Raw genomic sequence first — 17,505 nt, forward strand, 5'->3', positions numbered from 1 at the left:
TGTGTATCGCCTGCCCGGCTTTTTGTTATTCAGCGGATGGACCTCCGGAGTGCGGTTAACCGCAGGAACAGTTCAGTACCGGCTTACGCGCGGCCTGTGTCTCATCCAGACGGCTGATCTCCGTAGTATGAGGTGCATTGATGACGATCTCCGGGGTCTCTTGCGCTTCCTTCACAATCCGGATCATCGTCTCGATGAAGCCGTCAAGGGTCTCCTTGCTCTCGGTTTCCGTCGGCTCAATCATCATACATTCCTCTACAGTGAGCGGGAAATATACAGTCGGCGGATGGTAGCCGAAGTCGAGCAGGCGTTTGGCTACATCCAGCGTGCGGACACCGTACTGCTTGAGGTTTCTGCCGGACATGACGAATTCATGCTTGCAGACACCCGGGAAGGGGATTTCGAAATAAGGCGCCAGCCGGTGCATCATATAGTTGGCATTCAGCACAGCGTTCTCGGATACCTCGCGTAAGCCGTCTGGACCGTAGGTGCGAATGTAGGCGTAGGCGCGGACAAGGATACCGAAGTTGCCGTAAAAAGCTTTGACCCGGCCGATAGACTCCGGCCCGCCGGCATCAAGCGTGAAGCTGCCGTCCCCGTTCTGCCGGACTGTCGGCTGCGGCAGGAACGGAATCAGCTTCGCCTTCACACCGACCGGTCCGGCGCCCGGACCGCCGCCGCCGTGCGGGGTGCTCATCGTTTTGTGCAGGTTAAGATGCACGACATCAAAGCCCATATCGCCCGGGCGGGTGATGCCCATAATGGCGTTGGAGTTCGCTCCGTCATAATAGAGCAGGCCTCCGGCTTCATGGACAATCGCAGCAATTTCAACGATTTGTGTCTCGAATAACCCGAGTGTACTCGGGTTTGTCAGCATGAGTGCAGCAGTATCGCTGCCGACCGCAGCTTTCAGTGCTTCAAGATCGACCATGCCCTTGTCATTGGAGGGGATGGTGACTGTCTCAAGCCCGGCCGCAGCAGCGCTGGCCGGGTTAGTACCGTGCGAGGAATCCGGCACGATTACCTTGGAGCGGCTCTCGCCGCGGCTCTCATGGTAGGCGCGGATCATCATCAGGCCGGTCCATTCGCCGTGCGCTCCGGCAGCAGGCTGCAGGGAGACGGCGTCCATGCCGGTCAGTCCGGCGAGATCCTTTTGCAGAGTGTACATGAGTTCAAGAGCGCCCTGGATGCTCTCTTCCGGCTGATATGGGTGAATCTTGGACAGGCCGGGGAAGCGGGCGACATCCTCATTGATCTTCGGATTGTATTTCATCGTACAGGAGCCAAGCGGATAGAAGCCGTTATCGACGCCGAAGTTGCGCCGGGACAGTGCGGTATAATGGCGGATCACATCCACTTCGGAGACTTCAGGCAGAACGACCGGCTCGCTGCGCAGAAGGCCTTCCGGGATCAGTGAGCTGATGCTCTCTTCCTGCGGCACATCACACAGCGGCAAGGAGTAGGCCGAGCGGCCGGGACGGCTTAATTCGAAGATCAGACTTTGTTCCGGTTTCATATGCAGCCCTCCAGTGCAGTGGCGAATTCGTCGATTTCGGTTTTGCTTCTCTTCTCAGTCACGGCAACCAGCATATGTCCGGCCAGCTCCGGATAATCCCGGCCCAGATCATAGCCGCCGAGGTAGCCTTCCTTGAGCAGCTTGGAGTTAACTGCGCTGACGCTGCTGCCTTCCGGCAGCTTCAGGACAAATTCATTGAAGAACGGGGCGGTGAAAATACGCTCTGCACCGCTGATGTCAGCCAGCCTTCCGGCGGCATAATGACTCTTGCGGATATTCAGCTCGCCGACCTCGCGCATGCCCTCTTTGCCCATGACGGACAAGTAAACGGAGGCACAAAGTGCCAGCAGCGCCTGGTTGGAGCATATATTCGATGTGGCCTTCTCGCGGCGGATATGCTGCTCACGGGCCTGGAGTGTAAGTACGAAGCCGCGCTTGCCGTTACGGTCCACCGTCTGGCCGACGATCCGGCCCGGCATCCGGCGCATCAGCGGCTCGGCTACGGCGAAGAATCCGCAGGTCGGGCCGCCGAGCGATGCGGCAATCCCGAGCGGCTGTGCATCGCCGACGACGATGTCTGCGCCAAGCTTGCCGGGGGTTTCCAGCACGCCGAGAGCAATCGGGTTGGCACTGACCACCAGCAGGCCTTTGACGGCGTGAATCAGCGGCTCGATCCCGCGCAGATCTTCAATGGCGCCGAAGAAGTTCGGAGACTGAACCAGGACAGCGGCCGTCTCTCCGTCGATAGCCTCAGCCAGCTTAGTAAGATCGGTAACTCCGTCCTTATAATCAATCTCCACAACCTGCAGGCCCCAGGCATGGGCGGAAGTATACAGCACCTGGCGGGCTTCCGGATGAACGGTGCGCGAGACAATCAGCTTCTTGCGTTTGGTGGCTCCGGCGGCCAGCACGGCTGCTTCGGAGAAGGCGGTTGCGCCGTCATACATGCTGGCATTCGCTACCTTCATGCCTGTCAGTTCGCAGATGTAAGACTGAAATTCGAAGATGGCCTGCAGCTCGCCCTGGCTGATTTCCGGCTGATAAGGTGTGTAGGCGGTATAGAATTCCGAACGGGAAATAACATGATTAATAACAACCGGTACATGGTGGTCATAAAGCCCGGCACCAAGGAAGCTGGCATGGGTATCAAAATCGGCATTCCTGTCAGCAAGCTGCTTCATATGGCGCAGTAGCGCATATTCGTCGAGCGGTCCGGACATCGGCAGCGTTCCCTGGTAGCGGACGGACTGCGGAATATCAGCGAACAGCTCATCTATGGATTGAATGCCCACGGCTTCCATCATTTCTGCGCGGTCTTGCTCAGTCATGGGCAAATAGCGGTGTTTCATTATGGCTTCACTCCCTGGCTCTTTTTGTAGAATGGGGCTTTGATCACGGCGGCCTTCAGCTGCTTGCCGCGGATCTCCACGTAGACTTCTGTACCGATTTCCGTATAGGCTGCATCAATCAGCGCAAGGCCGAGATTCCGCTTCAGCGTGGGCGACTGGGTGCCGGTAGTCACTTCACCGATCTTCACGCCGTCTGCGTATACGGGATAGTGGGAGCGGGGAATGCCGCGGTCAATCATTTCCAGGCCGACAAGCTTGCGCGGCAGTCCGGCTTCCTTCTGCTTCAGCAGGGCTTCGCGGCCGATGAAATCTGCTTTGTCCAGCTTCACGAAGAACTGGACACCCGCTTCAAGCGGCGTAATATCTGCTGACAGCTCCTGCCCGTAGAGCGGCAGCTTGGCCTCGAAGCGGAGCGTATCGCGTGCGCCGAGTCCGGCGGGGGTGAGGCCGTGCGGAGCGCCAGCAGCCAGCAGGCCGTTCCAGAGCGCTGCCGCCGTATCTGCCGGCGCATAGAGCTCAAAGCCGTCCTCGCCGGTGTATCCGGTACGGGAGAGCAGGACGGTTACACCGCATACCTCCGCGTGCTCGATGAAGTGAAACGGCTTCACTTCCTGCAGGGATACCGGAGTGACTTCAGCGAGAATCGTCTCGGCCAGCGGTCCCTGCAGTGCAAGCAGCAGCGTCTCATCCGAGACATTCTTCAGGCTGACACCGCTGAACTCAGCAGTGAGATGCTCCTGCAGCCACTGGAAGTCCTTGCCGATATTGGAGGCATTGACGACCAGCATGTACCGCTCCTCGCCCAGCCGGTAGACGAGCAGGTCATCGACCACACCGCCGCTTGGATAGAGCATTAGGGTATACTGTGCTGCACCATCCTCAAGCCGGCTGACATCGTTCGTAGTCATCAGCTGCAGGAAAGCTTCAGAACCGCTGCCTGTAACCATGAATTCGCCCATATGCGATACATCAAACAGTCCGGCCTGCTGGCGGACCGCCTCATGCTCTTTAACGATTCCTGTAAACTGTACGGGCAGCTCCCAGCCGCCGAAATCAATGCATCTGGATTCCGCATAAGCGGAATAGAGATCATAAAAAGGCGTTCTTCTCAATGACTCCATCTCGTCACTCCCCTGTTCTGTTTACATGCGAAAAAGGACAGGCGAAAGCCCATCAATGCATATCAAACATGCACTGAATAGACGTTCGCTCTGTCCTTTGTACCTGAGAGTTACCCTGCTGCGCTGCCCGCAGGTTTCCCCGTTGGTGATCCGTGGCCTGCCTTGCAGGCTGCGGATGCTCTCCAGAGATGCGTCCGGCAAAGGTCCTTTTGCCTGAGAGATTCACCCGTCCCGGGCTTACTCCTTCGGCGCTGTCCTCGGTGCGGGACAGTCTCTCCCTATGCCATCATTCGCAAACCATATGTTTTTCTACTGACTCCATTAAACCGGGTTTACAAGCATGCTGTCAATCAAAAAACGTCAAAAAGATGACAAATTTTATTTTCCTGTCAGTTATATTGACATTAGGCAAGGTCATAACTTAGGCTATAACTAAATTTAGAACTCCAAATGTGGAAAAGAGGCGGCTTGGAAATGAGTGAAGTGCTGGACAACCTGCTATACAGCGAAGAGCATGAATGGGCACAGCAGGGTGAAGGACGCGTAGTACGTGTCGGGATTACGGATCATGCACAGCATTTGCTGGGCGATATCGTGTTTGTAGAGTTCCCTGAAGTGGGCGCAGCTATTTCCGCCGGGGATAGCGTAGGCAGCATCGAATCGGTTAAGACGGTATCGGAGCTGTATTCACCGGTATCCGGCACGGTTACTAAGATCAACGACGCGCTGGAAGCCAGCCCGGAGCTGATCAATGATCAGCCTTACGGCGGGGGATGGATTTTTGAGCTGGAGCTTGACGGCGAGTTCACGGACGCGGTATCCGGACTGCTGGATGCGGCTGCCTACAAGGAACTGGTCGGCGAATAATTCCGGATTTCAGGCGCGGATCTGCGACCAGATAATCAGGTAGAGTATATAAAATACGGCAGACTTCTCTTATTACATTAGATGTTACTAATGTGAGAGGTCTGTCTTTTTGCGTTTGTTCACAGGTCAGGAAAGTCCAGTAAACCGGGATACAGCTGCGGGGCCAGCTGCCACAATAGCGGCAGAAGGGCTAGGCCAATTACAGCGAATAAGAGACACAGCAACAGGAAACGGTATCTTTTTCGGGGACGGGCAGCAGGTTTGAGCACGAAGTGATAGACCCCCGCAGAATAAAAGGGGAACAGGACTACACCTGACATACCTAAACAGACCAGAAATGTGGATTCGCCGGCAGAGGTAGGGATCATGGCATCCGGGTTATAGGCAGGGTTAACCTGCAAAAAGAGGACTACAAACGTCAGGTAAGCAAACAGCATTAGCAGCGGGAAAAAGCGGATACGCCGGTCCTCGGACAACCCGTAGAGCATCCACCAGACTCCAAGCCAGGGCAGGGCAAACAAGCCTCCGGCAAGCAGATAAGAGAGGGAAATCCGGACCAGCTTATCCGGCGGATAGACATGAGCCAGGTCTCCCCAGAAGTAACCGGAAGAGAACATGATTATCAATGCAGAGATGAACCCGGCGAAGAGGGTAATTATTGCCTGAAGAAATACAATTATTATCAGCGAACCCAGCAGGCGCAGGAAAATGAGAAAACGGGTAGCATCCGGCGCAGTTCCATTGTCAGCGTGCATATCAGTCCATCTCCCTTATTCATTCTCCTGGAGCTGCCGCAGGACAATCAGTTCGACACGGCGGTTCCGCTGGCGGCCTTCGGCTGTCGCATTATCAAAGCCAGGCCTGGTATCCGCATATCCGGCGTACTGGAAAGTATCGGGATTAAGCCGCTCGCTGTCCAGAAAGAAGCGCAGTACAGAGAGCGCGCGGGCACCGGAAAGCTCCCAGTTGTCCCTGTAGATGGATGCGGCTGTGACCGGAGTGTTATCGGTATGGCCTTCAATGCTGATAGTGGCACCGATTCCGCGGAACAGGCCGGAGAGCTGGCGCAGCGCCGGGAATGCGGGCGGTTTCAACTCGGCTTTGCCGGCGTCGAACAGAAAGCGGTCGCTGAGGGTTATAGCGATACCCTGCGGTTTGTCAGCCACAAAGATCTGTTCCCCGAGATTGTTATCCTCCACGTACTGCGTAATGACTCCCATCAGGGCAGCCAGCTTCTCTTCCTGTTCACGGAAGGCAAGCTCGCGTTCTGAAGGCTGATGTTCTGCCGTTTGATCATTTGGCACAGGGATCCCAGTTCCGGTTGCGCCCCCGTTCGTGCTGCCGTCCGCGTTGTTCCCGTTAGAAGCAGATGACCCGGTATTCCCCTGGTTTCCGTCGAGCACGCCGGTTCCGCCCTCAAGAACAGGGTTGCCGCCGCTCTTAAAAGTATCAGATAATGAGCCGGTTACAATCTGGTACTTTTGCGTATCCAGGCTGCTCATCGCGTACAGTATTACGAAAAAAATGAGCAGCAGGGTAATCAGATCCGCATACGTAATCATCCAGCGGTCACGGCTTTCTCTGGCTCCGGTCCGCCTTTGCCGGCGGTTTCTTTGTCTCATAGGAGATTCTCCGGGTTATTGCTGTTTCTGCGCGGGGCATCCGGGAGGAACGAGCCGAGCTTCTGCCGGACCAGCTGCGGATGATCCCCGTTCTGCAGGGCAAGGATACCGACCAGTAGCATTTCCATACTGCTCAGCTCACTCTGGCTGCGGGATTTGATTTTGGAGGCGATGGGTAAAAAGATTAGATTGGCACTGGCTACGCCATAGAGGGTTGCTGTAAAAGCTACAGCGATGGAGGCCCCCAGATTGGACGGGTCCGTCAGATTACCCAGCACCCGTATAAGGCCCATTACGGTACCGATGATGCCCATGGTCGGAGCATAACCGCCGGCTGCCTCGAAAATTTTGGCGTAGCCTTCATATTTCAGCTCCTTGGCGTCCATCTCCAGTTCAAGAATCTGCCGGACCTGATCAGGATCGGTACCATCGACAATGAGCAGCAGGCCGTCACGGGTAAAGGCATCAGGATGCTCCTCCGCTTTCTCCTCCAGGGCGAGTACGCCGCCGCGTCTTGTGACTGCCGCCATGGAGATGAGCTCGTCAGCTTTCTCCCGGGTGTCCGCTTTATGTCTGCCAAAAGCAAAGCGGAGAGCCGCGGGTACACTGCGCAGCCTTGCAGCCGGAAAACTGATTAGCACTGCGGCGAGCGTGCCCCCGAACACAATCAGCGCGGCGTTAAGCTGCAGCAGGCCGGACAGGCTCCCGCCTTCCCACAGGAAGCCGCCAACCATTGCGGCAATGCCGGCCAAGAGGCCGATAATTGAAGTGATGTCCATGAGTTCAGGCTCCTTATATTTCTATATATTATGGTTTGCAACAATCTGGGCTACACTGTATAATAAACGGGAACAAGTATTCTTATCTTCCATATTTTTCAGACTTGTATGGAGAGAGAACGTTTAGGGTTACAATTATAATATATTCATATAGTTTAGACGATAGAGGGGAGACGGGCAAATGAGTGATATTGTCGTCAGTACGCAGACTTTTGCACTGGAGTCCGAGTATACACCCCAGGGCGATCAGCCTCTTGCCATAGAAGAGTTAGTGGACGGCATCCGGCAGGGCAAGAAGCACCAGACGCTGCTGGGAGCAACAGGTACAGGCAAGACCTTTACCATCGCGCAAGTGATTTCCAAACTGAACCGCCCGACGCTGGTTATCGCGCACAATAAGACACTGGCTGCGCAGCTGGCAAGCGAGTTCAAAGAATTTTTTCCAAGCAACTCCGTCGATTACTTCGTCAGTTACTACGATTACTACCAGCCAGAGGCGTACATTCCTTCCTCCGATACCTACATTGAGAAAGATTCCAGCATAAATGAAGAGATAGACAAGCTGCGTCACTCTGCGACAAGCTCACTGTTCGAGCGGCGTGACGTTATTATTGTTGCGAGCGTGTCCTGTATTTATGGTCTCGGATCTCCGGAGGAGTACGGAAGCCTGCTCTTGTCGCTGCGTGTAGGCATGGAGAAGCCGCGCAATCAGATTCTGAGCCGGCTTGTGGATATTCAGTACCAGCGCAACGATATTAACTTTGTGCGCGGGACATTCCGTGTGCGCGGTGATGTGATTGAGATCTTCCCGGCCTCACAGGGTGAGCATGCCATCCGTGTTGAACTGTTCGGTGATGAGGTAGAGCGCATTACGGAAATTGATGTTCTGACCGGCGAGCTGATCGGGGAACGCGATCATATTGCGATCTTCCCGGCTTCCCACTTTGTCACCAAGGAAGAGACGATGCGGGTAGCGCTCGTCAATATTGAGCGGGAGCTTGAAGAGCGGCTGGCTGTGCTTCGTGACAGCGGCAAGCTGCTGGAGGCCCAGCGGCTGGAGCAGCGGACACGCTACGATATTGAGATGATGAAGGAAGTCGGCTTCTGCTCCGGGATCGAGAACTATTCCGGACCGCTCACCTTCCGTGAGCCGGGAGCGACTCCATATACCTTAATGGATTACTTCCCGGATGATATGCTGATTGTAATAGATGAGTCCCATGTGACACTGCCGCAGATCCGGGCGATGTACAATGGTGACCGGGCGCGCAAGACCGTGCTGGTAGAGCATGGGTTCCGCCTGCCGTCTGCGCTCGATAACCGCCCGCTGCAGTTCGAGGAATTCGAAGATAAGGTGAGCCAGATTGTCTATGTCTCGGCTACACCTGGACCCTATGAAATGGAGCACTGCGACACGATGGTCCAGCAGATTATCCGGCCAACCGGCCTGCTTGATCCGATCATTGAGGTGCGTCCGACTGAAGGGCAGATCGATGATCTGATCAGTGAAATCCGTGACCGTGTAGAACGTGATGAACGGGTTCTGGTTACGACGCTCACGAAGAAGATGTCTGAGGATCTCACCGATTACTTCAAGGAAATCGGAATTAAAGTACGCTACATGCACTCTGATATTAAGACGCTTGAGCGGATGGCGATCCTCCGTGACCTCCGTCTCGGTACTTTCCATGTGCTCGTGGGTATTAACCTGTTAAGAGAAGGGCTTGACCTGCCGGAGGTTTCGCTTGTTGCCATCCTCGATGCCGACAAGGAAGGCTTCCTCCGCTCTGAACGCTCGCTGATCCAGACGATCGGCCGCGCCGCCCGTAACTCCGGCGGGCGGGTCATCATGTACGGTGACCGTATCACCGATTCGATGGAGAAGGCGATGAGTGAAACTGCGCGCCGCCGTGAAATCCAGATGGCACATAACGAGAAGCATGGCATCACGCCGACGACGATCAACAAGAAAGTGCGCGAAATCATTGAGGCGACCAAGGTCGCCGAGTCCAAAGCCGATTACCTTACCGGTGCAGGCGGTAAGCTAAGCAAAAAAGACAAGATGAGTCTAATGCAGCGTCTGGAGGCCGAGATGAAGGACGCCGCCAAGAACCTGCAATTCGAACGCGCCGCCGAGCTGCGCGATGCCCTGCTCGAGCTCCGGGCAGAGTAATCCTTCCCGGCATATCTCACCTTACCGATCACGGAACGGCGCTTCACTGGCCGTTCTTTTTGAAGATAGATTTGCAGTCCGCACTTAGCGCGTCCCGAAGGGACAGCCTGTACTTAAGCCCTTGCGCATCCCGGAGGGACAGCCGCAGTTCAGCCCTTGCGCATCCCGGAGGGACAGCCTGCAGTTAAGCTCTTGCACATCCCGGAGGGCCAGCCTGCAGTTGAGCTTTTGCGCATCCCGGAGGGACAGCCTGCTCTCAGAGTATAGCGGTCCCGCAGGGATTAGCGGGCCTACCGCCCCAGTAGCCCATTCCATCCCATCCTAACTCTTTTCGCCAAGCTTTTATGCGGGTGTCCAGAGGGTGCAACCCTTGGGGCCCTCCCTTGGAAGGGAGAGTTTGGGAGGGATCGAAAATATTTTTGTCAAATGTTTTGAAATTTTATAAGTTTCCATAAAAGGAGAGGTACCGTTGGCGAACGAAAGTATAGTAATTAAGGGTGCAAGGGCCCACAACCTCAAGAACATCGACGTAACGATTCCGCGTGACCGTTTCGTCGTGCTGACAGGACTGAGCGGCTCAGGTAAATCGTCGCTGGCCTTCGATACCATCTACGCTGAAGGACAGCGCCGGTACGTCGAGTCGTTGTCTGCCTATGCCCGCCAGTTCCTGGGCCAGATGGAGAAGCCGGATGTGGATTCCATTGACGGGCTGTCCCCGGCGATATCGATTGACCAGAAGACCACCAGCCGCAACCCGCGTTCTACCGTAGGTACGGTAACAGAAATTTATGATTATCTGCGCCTGCTGTTTGCCCGGATTGGGCATCCGCATTGCCCGGATCATGGCATTGAGATTACGTCACAGACCGTTGAGCAGATGGTTGACCGGATTATGCAATATCCGGAGAAGACCCGCCTGCAGATTTTGGCCCCGGTAATTACCGGGCGCAAGGGCGAGCACAAGGGCATCTTTACGGATATCTCAAAGCAGGGGTTTGTTCGTGTGCGCGTGGATGGCGAGCTGCGTGAGGTTACGGAAGAAATTGTGCTGGAGAAGAACAAGAAGCATACCATTGAGGTCGTTGTTGACCGGATTGTCATTAAGGATGATATAGAGACCCGTCTGACCGACTCTCTGGAAACTGCGCTCAAGCTGTCGGGCGGCCAGATTCTGGTTGATGTGATGGGCCAGGAAGAGCTTTTGTTCAGTGCCAGCTTTGCATGCCCGGTCTGCGGCTTCAGTATAGAGGAGCTTGCTCCACGTATGTTCTCCTTCAACAGCCCGTTCGGCGCCTGCCCGGAATGTGACGGACTGGGTATGAATATGGTGGTCGACCCGGATCTGCTGATACCGGATACGGAGAAATCGATCGAAGAAGGCGCGTTCCTGGCCTGGACAGGCAGTACATCGAATTACTATCCGCAGTTCCTGAAATCCGTCTGCGAGCATTTTAACATCCCGCAGAATGTGCCGGTGAGCAGCCTGCCGCAAGAGCATATGACCAAGCTGCTGCATGGTACAGGCAGCGAGAAGATCCGCTTCCGGTACGAGAACGACTTTGGACAGAAGAAGGATGCCCTGGTAGCTTTTGAAGGCATCATTCCTAACCTGGAGCGCCGTTACCGTGATACCGCCTCCGAGGGAATCCGTGAGTTCATTGAAGGCTTCATGAGCGCCAAGCCCTGCCACTCCTGCAAAGGGAAGCGGCTGAAGAAAGAAATCCTTGCCGTAACCATCAATAAGCAGAATGTGGCGGATGTTACAGACCTGTCGATCGGGGATTGTCTTCATTTCTTCGAAAAGCTTGAACTCAGCGAGAAGGAAACAGCTATCGCCCACCTGATTCTAAAGGAAATCAGCAGCCGGCTCGGATTTCTTGTGAATGTCGGGCTGAATTACTTGACGCTCAGCCGTGCGGCGGGATCATTGTCCGGCGGTGAAGCACAGCGGATCAGGCTGGCTACACAGATTGGTTCCAGTCTTATGGGAGTCCTGTATATTCTGGATGAGCCGAGCATTGGGCTGCATCAGCGGGATAATGACCGCCTGATCGCTACACTCGCTCACATGCGGGATCTGGGCAATACCCTGATCGTCGTAGAGCATGACGAAGACACGATGATGGCGGCAGATTATATTATTGATATTGGTCCGGGGGCCGGCATTCACGGCGGTCAGGTAATTGCCCAGGGCACACCGGACGAGATCATGCAGGACCCGAATTCCCTGACAGGGGAATATCTGAGCGGACGGAAGTTCATTCCGGTTACTTCTAAGCGCCGGCCGACTGATGACCGCTGGATTGAGATCCGCGGGGCCCAGGAGAACAACCTGAAGAACGTGAATGTGAAGATTCCTCTGGGTGTCTTTACGGCTGTAACCGGGGTATCCGGCTCGGGCAAATCATCGCTCGTTAACGAGATTCTTTACAAGAGTCTGGCGCGCCAGCTTAACCGGGCGGTTAAGGTCCGGCCCGGCCTGCACAAAGAAATCCGCGGCCTGGAGAATCTGGATAAAGTCATCGAGATTGACCAGTCGCCGATTGGACGAACTCCGCGTTCCAACCCGGCCACCTATACAGGTGTGTTCGACGATATCCGTGATCTGTTCTCCAAGACCAACGAAGCTAAGGTCCGCGGCTTCCAGAAGGGGCGGTTCAGCTTCAATGTGAAGGGCGGGCGCTGTGAGGCCTGCCGCGGAGACGGCATTATCAAGATTGAGATGCACTTCCTGCCGGATGTATATGTGCCTTGCGAAGTCTGCAAAGGCAAACGGTATAACCGCGAAACGCTGGAAGTCAAATATAAAGGCAAGAATATCTCCGACGTGCTGGAGATGACGGTGGAGGATGCAACGGAATTCTTCAAGAATATTCCGCGCATCCACCGCAAAATGCAGACCCTGCTTGATGTAGGTCTGGGTTATATCAATATCGGCCAGCCGGGGACAACTCTGTCCGGCGGCGAAGCACAGCGCGTGAAGCTTGCATCCGAGCTGTACCGCCGCAGTACGGGCAAGACACTCTATATTCTGGATGAGCCGACAACAGGCCTGCATGTGGACGACATTGGCCGTCTGCTTGAAGTGCTGCACCGGCTGGTGGAGTCCGGTGAATCCGTACTGGTTATCGAGCATAATCTGGATGTAATCAAAACTGCGGACTATATTATTGATATGGGACCGGAAGGCGGCAGCGGCGGCGGTACTGTGCTGGCTACCGGAACCCCGGAGAAGCTGATTACGGTCGAAGAGTCGTATACCGGCCGGTATTTGAAGCCGGTTCTTATCCGCGATACGGAGCGTACGCTGGCGCTTGAGCTCCAGACCTCGGATACGGTGTAGCTGGAGAAGAGAATGATTGAAAACACCCCCAAGCCCGCTTTTAAGCGAAGGCTTGGGGGTGTTTTTTATATAAGCAGAAGCGGAAGAGATTATTCCCTGTTATTTGCGTACAGCAGGTCCCTATAACTCGCTGCGGATTCCGAAGATGAGCTTGAAACGGTTCTTTGTTTTGGCCGTTTTTTTGAAACCTTCCTGCGAATCCAGGACCCAGACGGTTCTTCTGATCCAAAGTATGAGATACAGGGAACGGCATTTGACCGGCCCGGCAATTCCCCGCACTTCGATCTCTGACCCATCAGGCAGCTCAGTTTCGGTCCACACCAGCCATGTATTTCCTATTCCGAATTCAATGTATTTCAAGAGGGGATTCCCTTCCTTCTGCCGTATTTATTTGACCAGGTGAAACGGAACGGTGAGCTTCTGAAGCAGATGCAGCAACAATCTGACTCATCATAGCACTACTTGGTCAATGATGGATGCCTCTTTAGTTAACCGAGACTGTGCTGTTTTTAGAATAAAAGTGACGAAAACATGAACTTTTTCCGTATTTACTATTGCGTCAATGAAATGGTAACGGTAACATAGAAGGTGATATGAATTAGATGAACTGGCTTGACCACACTTTCAGGGAGGGATTGCCATGCTGCTTGCAGAAGCTGCCGCGCAAGGACCGTCTAAATTTCATACCTTCGATGTATTTATGATTGCCTTCACGATTTTAATTCTTATTGGTGTGGTCCGGCTCCTCAGAGCCCCGCAAAAGAACAAGTTTGCCATCGGCTTCTCCGTGGTGAGCCTGCTGGTTTTTCTGGTATCTGACTATGCGATGATTATGCATTGGTTAAGCTGAGTTAAGGGATCAAGGATACATGGGCACAAATTCATAAGCAAAATTTCTTGGAGACACCTTTACCGTCCGGCGGCGGTTTAGAGGTGTTTTTTTTACACAAACGCCTCTTTTATTCATATAATTCTTGCCATTTAGATAGCATCAAGATGTGATATTTGATACAATAGATAAGTTAAAAAGCTGTAAATGACCCGCTGAATGGCGGTTTAGGAGGATATAAATGAAAGAGCAACAAATACGCAGAGAAGATGTGGAGCTGCTCGCTCCGGCGGGAGACTGGGACTGCATGCGTGCAGCGGTGGCGAACGGGGCGGATGCTGTCTTTTTTGGCGTAGAGAAATTCAATGCACGGGCCAGAGCCAACAACTTCCGGATGGACGAGCTGCCGGAGATTATGGCCTTTCTGCACAGCTACGGAGTGAAGGGGTTCCTGACCTTTAATATACTGGTGTTTGAGAACGAACTGACAGATGCGAAAGAACTGATTGATGCCTGCGTCGATGCCGGCGTGGATGCGGTAATTGTACAGGATTTGGGTCTGGTGCAGATGATCCGCGAGATTTCGCCGGACTTCCCGATTCATGGTTCTACACAGATGACGATTACTTCACCGGAAGCCGTGGAGTTTACGAAGCCTTGGGGGCTGGAACGTGTAGTCCTCGGCCGTGAAAATAACCTCAAGCAAATCCGCACGATTGGTGAGCAGGCCCGCCTGCCGATGGAAGTATTCGTGCATGGTGCGCTGTGCGTGTCCTACTCGGGACAGTGTCTAACCTCGGAAATGTGGGGCGGACGCTCGGCGAACCGCGGGGAATGTGCCCAGGCTTGCCGCCTGCCGTATGATCTGATGGTGGATGGAGTGGTGAAGCCGATGGGGGATGTGACTTACCTGCTCTCTCCTAAGGATCTTGCTGCAATTGACCTTATGCCTGAGCTGATTGAGGCAGGTGTAACCTCCTTCAAAATTGAAGGCCGGCTCAAAAGCCCGGAATATGTGGCGAATGTAGTCAGCAAGTACCGTAAGTCGATTGATAAGTATTTTGACGGCAACTGGACACCGACTTCAAAGGAAGACCGACGTGAGCTGCAACAGAGCTTCTCCCGTGGTTTCACCCACGGCTTCCTGGAAGGTACTAACAACAAGAAGCTGGTAGACGGTACCTTCCCGAAAAGCCGTGGAGTATACATGGGGACCGTCGAGCAGATCCTGCGCGATGGTGTAGTCTGCCGTACTCATGCTCCGCTTAAGCGCGGGGACGGGATTGTTTTTGATGCTGGAGATCCAACGAAGAAAGAAGAGGGCGGACGCGTCTATGATCTGCGCCGCAAAGGCGTTAAGCTGGAAGGCGAGGCCGGCGAGGGCTGGATTATCGACATCGTACCCGGCCGCAACGATGTTGATTTGCGCCGTCTGCATGTCGGCGACCGCATCTGGAAGACGAATGATCCGGCGCTGGACAAGGCGCTGCGACAGTCGTACGAGACCGAGAAGCCTTACCGCGTATTCCCAGTAGAGGTGAAAGTGGAAGGCCGCGCAGGCGAGCCGCTGGCTACCTGGTGGACGGACACGCAGAAGGGCGTGACCGTACAGGTGAACTCGGAGCTGCTGCTGGAGACTGCGCAGAAGCGTCCGATGGATACCGCGCTGCTGGAAGAACAATTCGGCCGCCTGGGCGGGACTGTGTTCCAGCTGGAGCGCCTGACGTCGCAGCTGGAAGGCGACGTAATTGTACCTATGCGCGAGCTTAACAGCATCCGCCGCCAGGCGGTGGAGCTGCTTGCGGGCGAGCGCCCGAAGCCTCCCGTGTATGTGAAACGGGAGGTAGAGGTCTACGGCGGCGTCTCCCGCAGGGACACCGCTGGCGTGGGCGGCGGTGAAGCGGAGCTCACCGCGCTGTGCCGCAGCCTGCCGCAGGTACAGGCTGCGCTCGAAGCCGGCGTAAGATGCATTTATGCCGACTTCGAGTTCATCAAGCAGTTCCCGGCGGCAGTAGAAGCTGTGCGGGCTGCAGGGGCCAGTATTGCGCTGGCCACGCCGCGGATTCATATGCCGAACGAGAACGGCTACCATGCTAACATCCTGCGGCTGCAGCCGGATGCTGTGCTCGTGCGCAATACCGGCGCGCTGTATTATTATCTGCGCCACCGGATGGAGCATCCGGATGCTGTTCATCCGCGGCTGATCGGCGATTTCTCGCTGAACATCGCCAATCATAGAGCAGTCAATCTGTTCCTCGAGGCTGGCTGTGATATGGTGACGCCGTCGTATGATCTGAACATCCAGCAGATGGTTGATCTGCTCGGACGCAGTGACACCTCCCGGATGGAGGTTGTTATCCATCAGCATCTGCCGATGTTCCATACGGAGCACTGTGTATATTGTACCTTCATGAGTGAAGGAACCGACTACACTAACTGCGGACGCCCATGTGAGGATCACCGCGCTTCACTGCAGGACCGGATCGGTATGGCTCATCCTGTCCGGGTGGATGAAGGCTGCCGCAATACGGTTTATAATGCTGTTGAGCAGTCGGGTGCAGAATATCTGAACCACTTCCGTGAACTCGGGGTATCCTCTTACCGCGTAGAGTTTCTGGAGGAGACGCCGGAGCAGGTAGCTGAGGTCATCAGCCTATACAGCCGTGCATTGCGCGGAGAAATTTCTGGTACACAGGTCTGGAAAAGCCTGAAGGCTACTAATCAGCTTGGCGTTACACGCGGGCAATTGGTGAATGCGAAGTGATTCTTAATTAAAGCCTAAATTATTATATAGTGTCAGGGTGACTCAAGGGCGAATAAGAAGCGTCTGGGCTCACTCTGGCTTTTTTTTGTATATACAGTAACTGATCCTAATATATAACAATATAACTGCCAAAAAACTTCCTGAACTGCTATAATGGATTTAATTATGCCGGAGTTCGCTAAAAACTGCGGTAAAGCTAGAGAAGACAAAAGGAGCTATGTCATGAAGATTCGTAAAGCCATTATTCCCGCAGCCGGTTTAGGCACACGATTCCTGCCTGCGACCAAAGCAATGCCTAAAGAAATGCTGCCGATTGTAGACAAGCCAACGATCCAATATATTGTTGAAGAAGCAGTTGCTTCTGGCATCGAAGATATTATCATCGTAACCGGGAAAGGCAAACGTGCTATTGAAGATCATTTCGATAATTCATTTGAACTGGAGTTCAACCTGGCAGAGAAGCAGAAGTGGGAACTGCTGGAGTCAGTACGCAAATCATCAGAGATGGCTGACATCCACTACATCCGTCAAAAGGAACCGCGCGGACTGGGACATGCTATTTGGTGTGCCCGTAAGTTCATTGGTAATGAACCGTTTGCCGTACTCCTTGGTGATGACATAGTTGAGTCAAACAAGCCTTGTCTCAAACAGATGATTGACGTATATGATCAATACAAATCCTCCATCGTAGGCGTTCAGCAGGTACCGTGGGAAGAGGTTTCCCGGTACGGCCTGGTAGATGGTACGGAGCTGGCTGATCGTGTATACAAAGCCAACCGTTTGGTGGAGAAGCCTAAGAGAGAGGATGCCCCTTCCAACTTGGCGATCCTGGGACGTTATATTCTGACACCACGTATCTTTGATATGCTTGGCGAACAGCAGGTCGGTGTAGGCGGAGAAATTCAGCTGACGGATGCCATCTCCCGTTTAAGTGAAGTAGAGCGGATCATTGCATATGACTTTGAAGGAAGACGGCATGATGTCGGGGAGAAAATGGGTTTCATTCAGACAAGCATCCACTATGCGCTGCAGCATGAGGAGCTAAAAGAAGGCTTGCTGCAATATCTGAAGCAAGTTATTGAGGATGAAGAGAGGCTGTACATTAGATAGCAGGTTGTGTTTGCACTGCAATAATTCGGTGC

General features: G+C 54.2%; 14 protein-coding genes and 1 riboswitch. Of the genes, 6 read left to right on the top strand and 8 right to left on the bottom strand.

What is annotated here, in order from left to right:
* Positions 1-55 precede the first annotated feature (55 nt).
* Genes gcvPB through gcvT form a run of 3 tightly spaced genes read right to left on the bottom strand, consistent with a single transcriptional unit; the run spans position 56 to position 3,986 of the window.
* A complete protein-coding gene (gcvPB, locus tag LOS79_RS27625) occupies positions 56-1,516 on the bottom strand; it encodes an aminomethyl-transferring glycine dehydrogenase subunit GcvPB (protein WP_315413942.1) in 1,461 nt (486 codons plus the stop codon).
* A complete protein-coding gene (gene gcvPA / locus LOS79_RS27630; RefSeq protein ID WP_315413944.1) occupies positions 1,513-2,865 on the bottom strand; it encodes an aminomethyl-transferring glycine dehydrogenase subunit GcvPA in 1,353 nt (450 codons plus the stop codon). Before gcvPA ends, gcvPB begins: the two co-directional genes overlap by 4 nt.
* On the bottom strand, positions 2,865-3,986 hold the full coding sequence (gene gcvT, locus LOS79_RS27635; RefSeq protein ID WP_315413946.1) for a glycine cleavage system aminomethyltransferase GcvT: 1,122 nt from the start codon (positions 3,984-3,986) through the stop codon (positions 2,865-2,867). The genes gcvPA and gcvT overlap by 1 nt, the downstream gene beginning before the upstream one ends.
* Positions 3,987-4,177: 191 nt before the next feature.
* A riboswitch (glycine riboswitch) is annotated at positions 4,178-4,276 on the bottom strand.
* A 184-nt stretch (positions 4,277-4,460) separates the two neighbouring features.
* Between gcvT and gcvH the strand changes: the two genes are divergently transcribed.
* A complete protein-coding gene (gcvH, locus tag LOS79_RS27640) occupies positions 4,461-4,853 on the top strand; it encodes a glycine cleavage system protein GcvH (protein ID WP_315413948.1) in 393 nt (130 codons plus the stop codon).
* Positions 4,854-4,972: 119 nt separating this feature from the next.
* Here gcvH and LOS79_RS27645 read toward each other — a convergent pair whose 3' ends face one another.
* Genes LOS79_RS27645 through LOS79_RS27655 form a run of 3 tightly spaced genes read right to left on the bottom strand, consistent with a single transcriptional unit; the run spans position 4,973 to position 7,254 of the window.
* Entirely contained in the window at positions 4,973-5,608 is a 636-nt protein-coding gene (locus LOS79_RS27645) for a hypothetical protein (protein WP_315413949.1), read from the bottom strand.
* Between the two features lie 15 nt (positions 5,609-5,623).
* Positions 5,624-6,475, bottom strand: a complete 852-nt coding sequence (locus LOS79_RS27650) for a flagellar motor protein MotB (protein ID WP_315413950.1) — start codon at positions 6,473-6,475, stop codon at positions 5,624-5,626.
* Complete coding sequence (locus tag LOS79_RS27655) at positions 6,472-7,254, bottom strand: flagellar motor protein (RefSeq protein WP_315413951.1); 783 nt, start codon at positions 7,252-7,254, stop codon at positions 6,472-6,474. Before LOS79_RS27655 ends, LOS79_RS27650 begins: the two co-directional genes overlap by 4 nt.
* Before the next feature lie 181 nt (positions 7,255-7,435).
* On the opposite strand from LOS79_RS27655, the gene uvrB reads away from it, so the two are divergent.
* On the top strand, positions 7,436-9,427 hold the full coding sequence (gene uvrB / locus LOS79_RS27660) for an excinuclease ABC subunit UvrB (protein WP_315413953.1): 1,992 nt from the start codon (positions 7,436-7,438) through the stop codon (positions 9,425-9,427).
* An 84-nt stretch (positions 9,428-9,511) separates the two neighbouring features.
* Here the strand turns inward: uvrB and LOS79_RS27665 are convergent, their stop codons facing one another.
* The gene (locus tag LOS79_RS27665) at positions 9,512-9,742 is read right to left on the bottom strand and encodes a hypothetical protein (protein ID WP_315413954.1); all 231 of its coding nucleotides are present in this window, start codon (positions 9,740-9,742) and stop codon (positions 9,512-9,514) included.
* A gap of 154 nt (positions 9,743-9,896) precedes the next feature.
* Here LOS79_RS27665 and uvrA point away from each other — a divergent pair, with 154 nt between their 5' ends.
* Positions 9,897-12,770 carry an excinuclease ABC subunit UvrA gene (gene uvrA / locus LOS79_RS27670; RefSeq protein ID WP_315413956.1) on the top strand — a complete coding sequence of 958 codons (2,874 nt, stop codon included), beginning with the start codon at positions 9,897-9,899 and terminating at the stop codon, positions 12,768-12,770.
* 120 nt (positions 12,771-12,890) lie between these two features.
* On the opposite strand, the gene LOS79_RS27675 is transcribed toward uvrA, so the two are convergent.
* The gene (locus LOS79_RS27675; protein WP_315413957.1) at positions 12,891-13,130 is read right to left on the bottom strand and encodes a DUF3977 family protein; all 240 of its coding nucleotides are present in this window, start codon (positions 13,128-13,130) and stop codon (positions 12,891-12,893) included.
* Positions 13,131-13,410: 280 nt separating this feature from the next.
* Here LOS79_RS27675 and LOS79_RS27680 point away from each other — a divergent pair, with 280 nt between their 5' ends.
* The 3 genes from LOS79_RS27680 (at position 13,411) to galU (ending at position 17,473) form a co-directional block, all read left to right on the top strand.
* A complete protein-coding gene (locus LOS79_RS27680; protein ID WP_315413958.1) occupies positions 13,411-13,620 on the top strand; it encodes a hypothetical protein in 210 nt (69 codons plus the stop codon).
* Between the two features lie 220 nt (positions 13,621-13,840).
* The gene (locus LOS79_RS27685) at positions 13,841-16,363 is read left to right on the top strand and encodes a U32 family peptidase (RefSeq protein ID WP_315413959.1); all 2,523 of its coding nucleotides are present in this window, start codon (positions 13,841-13,843) and stop codon (positions 16,361-16,363) included.
* A 222-nt stretch (positions 16,364-16,585) separates the two neighbouring features.
* Complete coding sequence (galU, locus tag LOS79_RS27690; RefSeq protein WP_315413960.1) at positions 16,586-17,473, top strand: UTP--glucose-1-phosphate uridylyltransferase GalU; 888 nt, start codon at positions 16,586-16,588, stop codon at positions 17,471-17,473.
* The last annotated feature ends 32 nt before the right edge of the window (positions 17,474-17,505 follow it).

The organism is Paenibacillus sp. MMS20-IR301 (genome assembly GCF_032302195.1).
In the GTDB taxonomy this organism is placed as follows: domain Bacteria; phylum Bacillota; class Bacilli; order Paenibacillales; family Paenibacillaceae; genus Paenibacillus_AQ.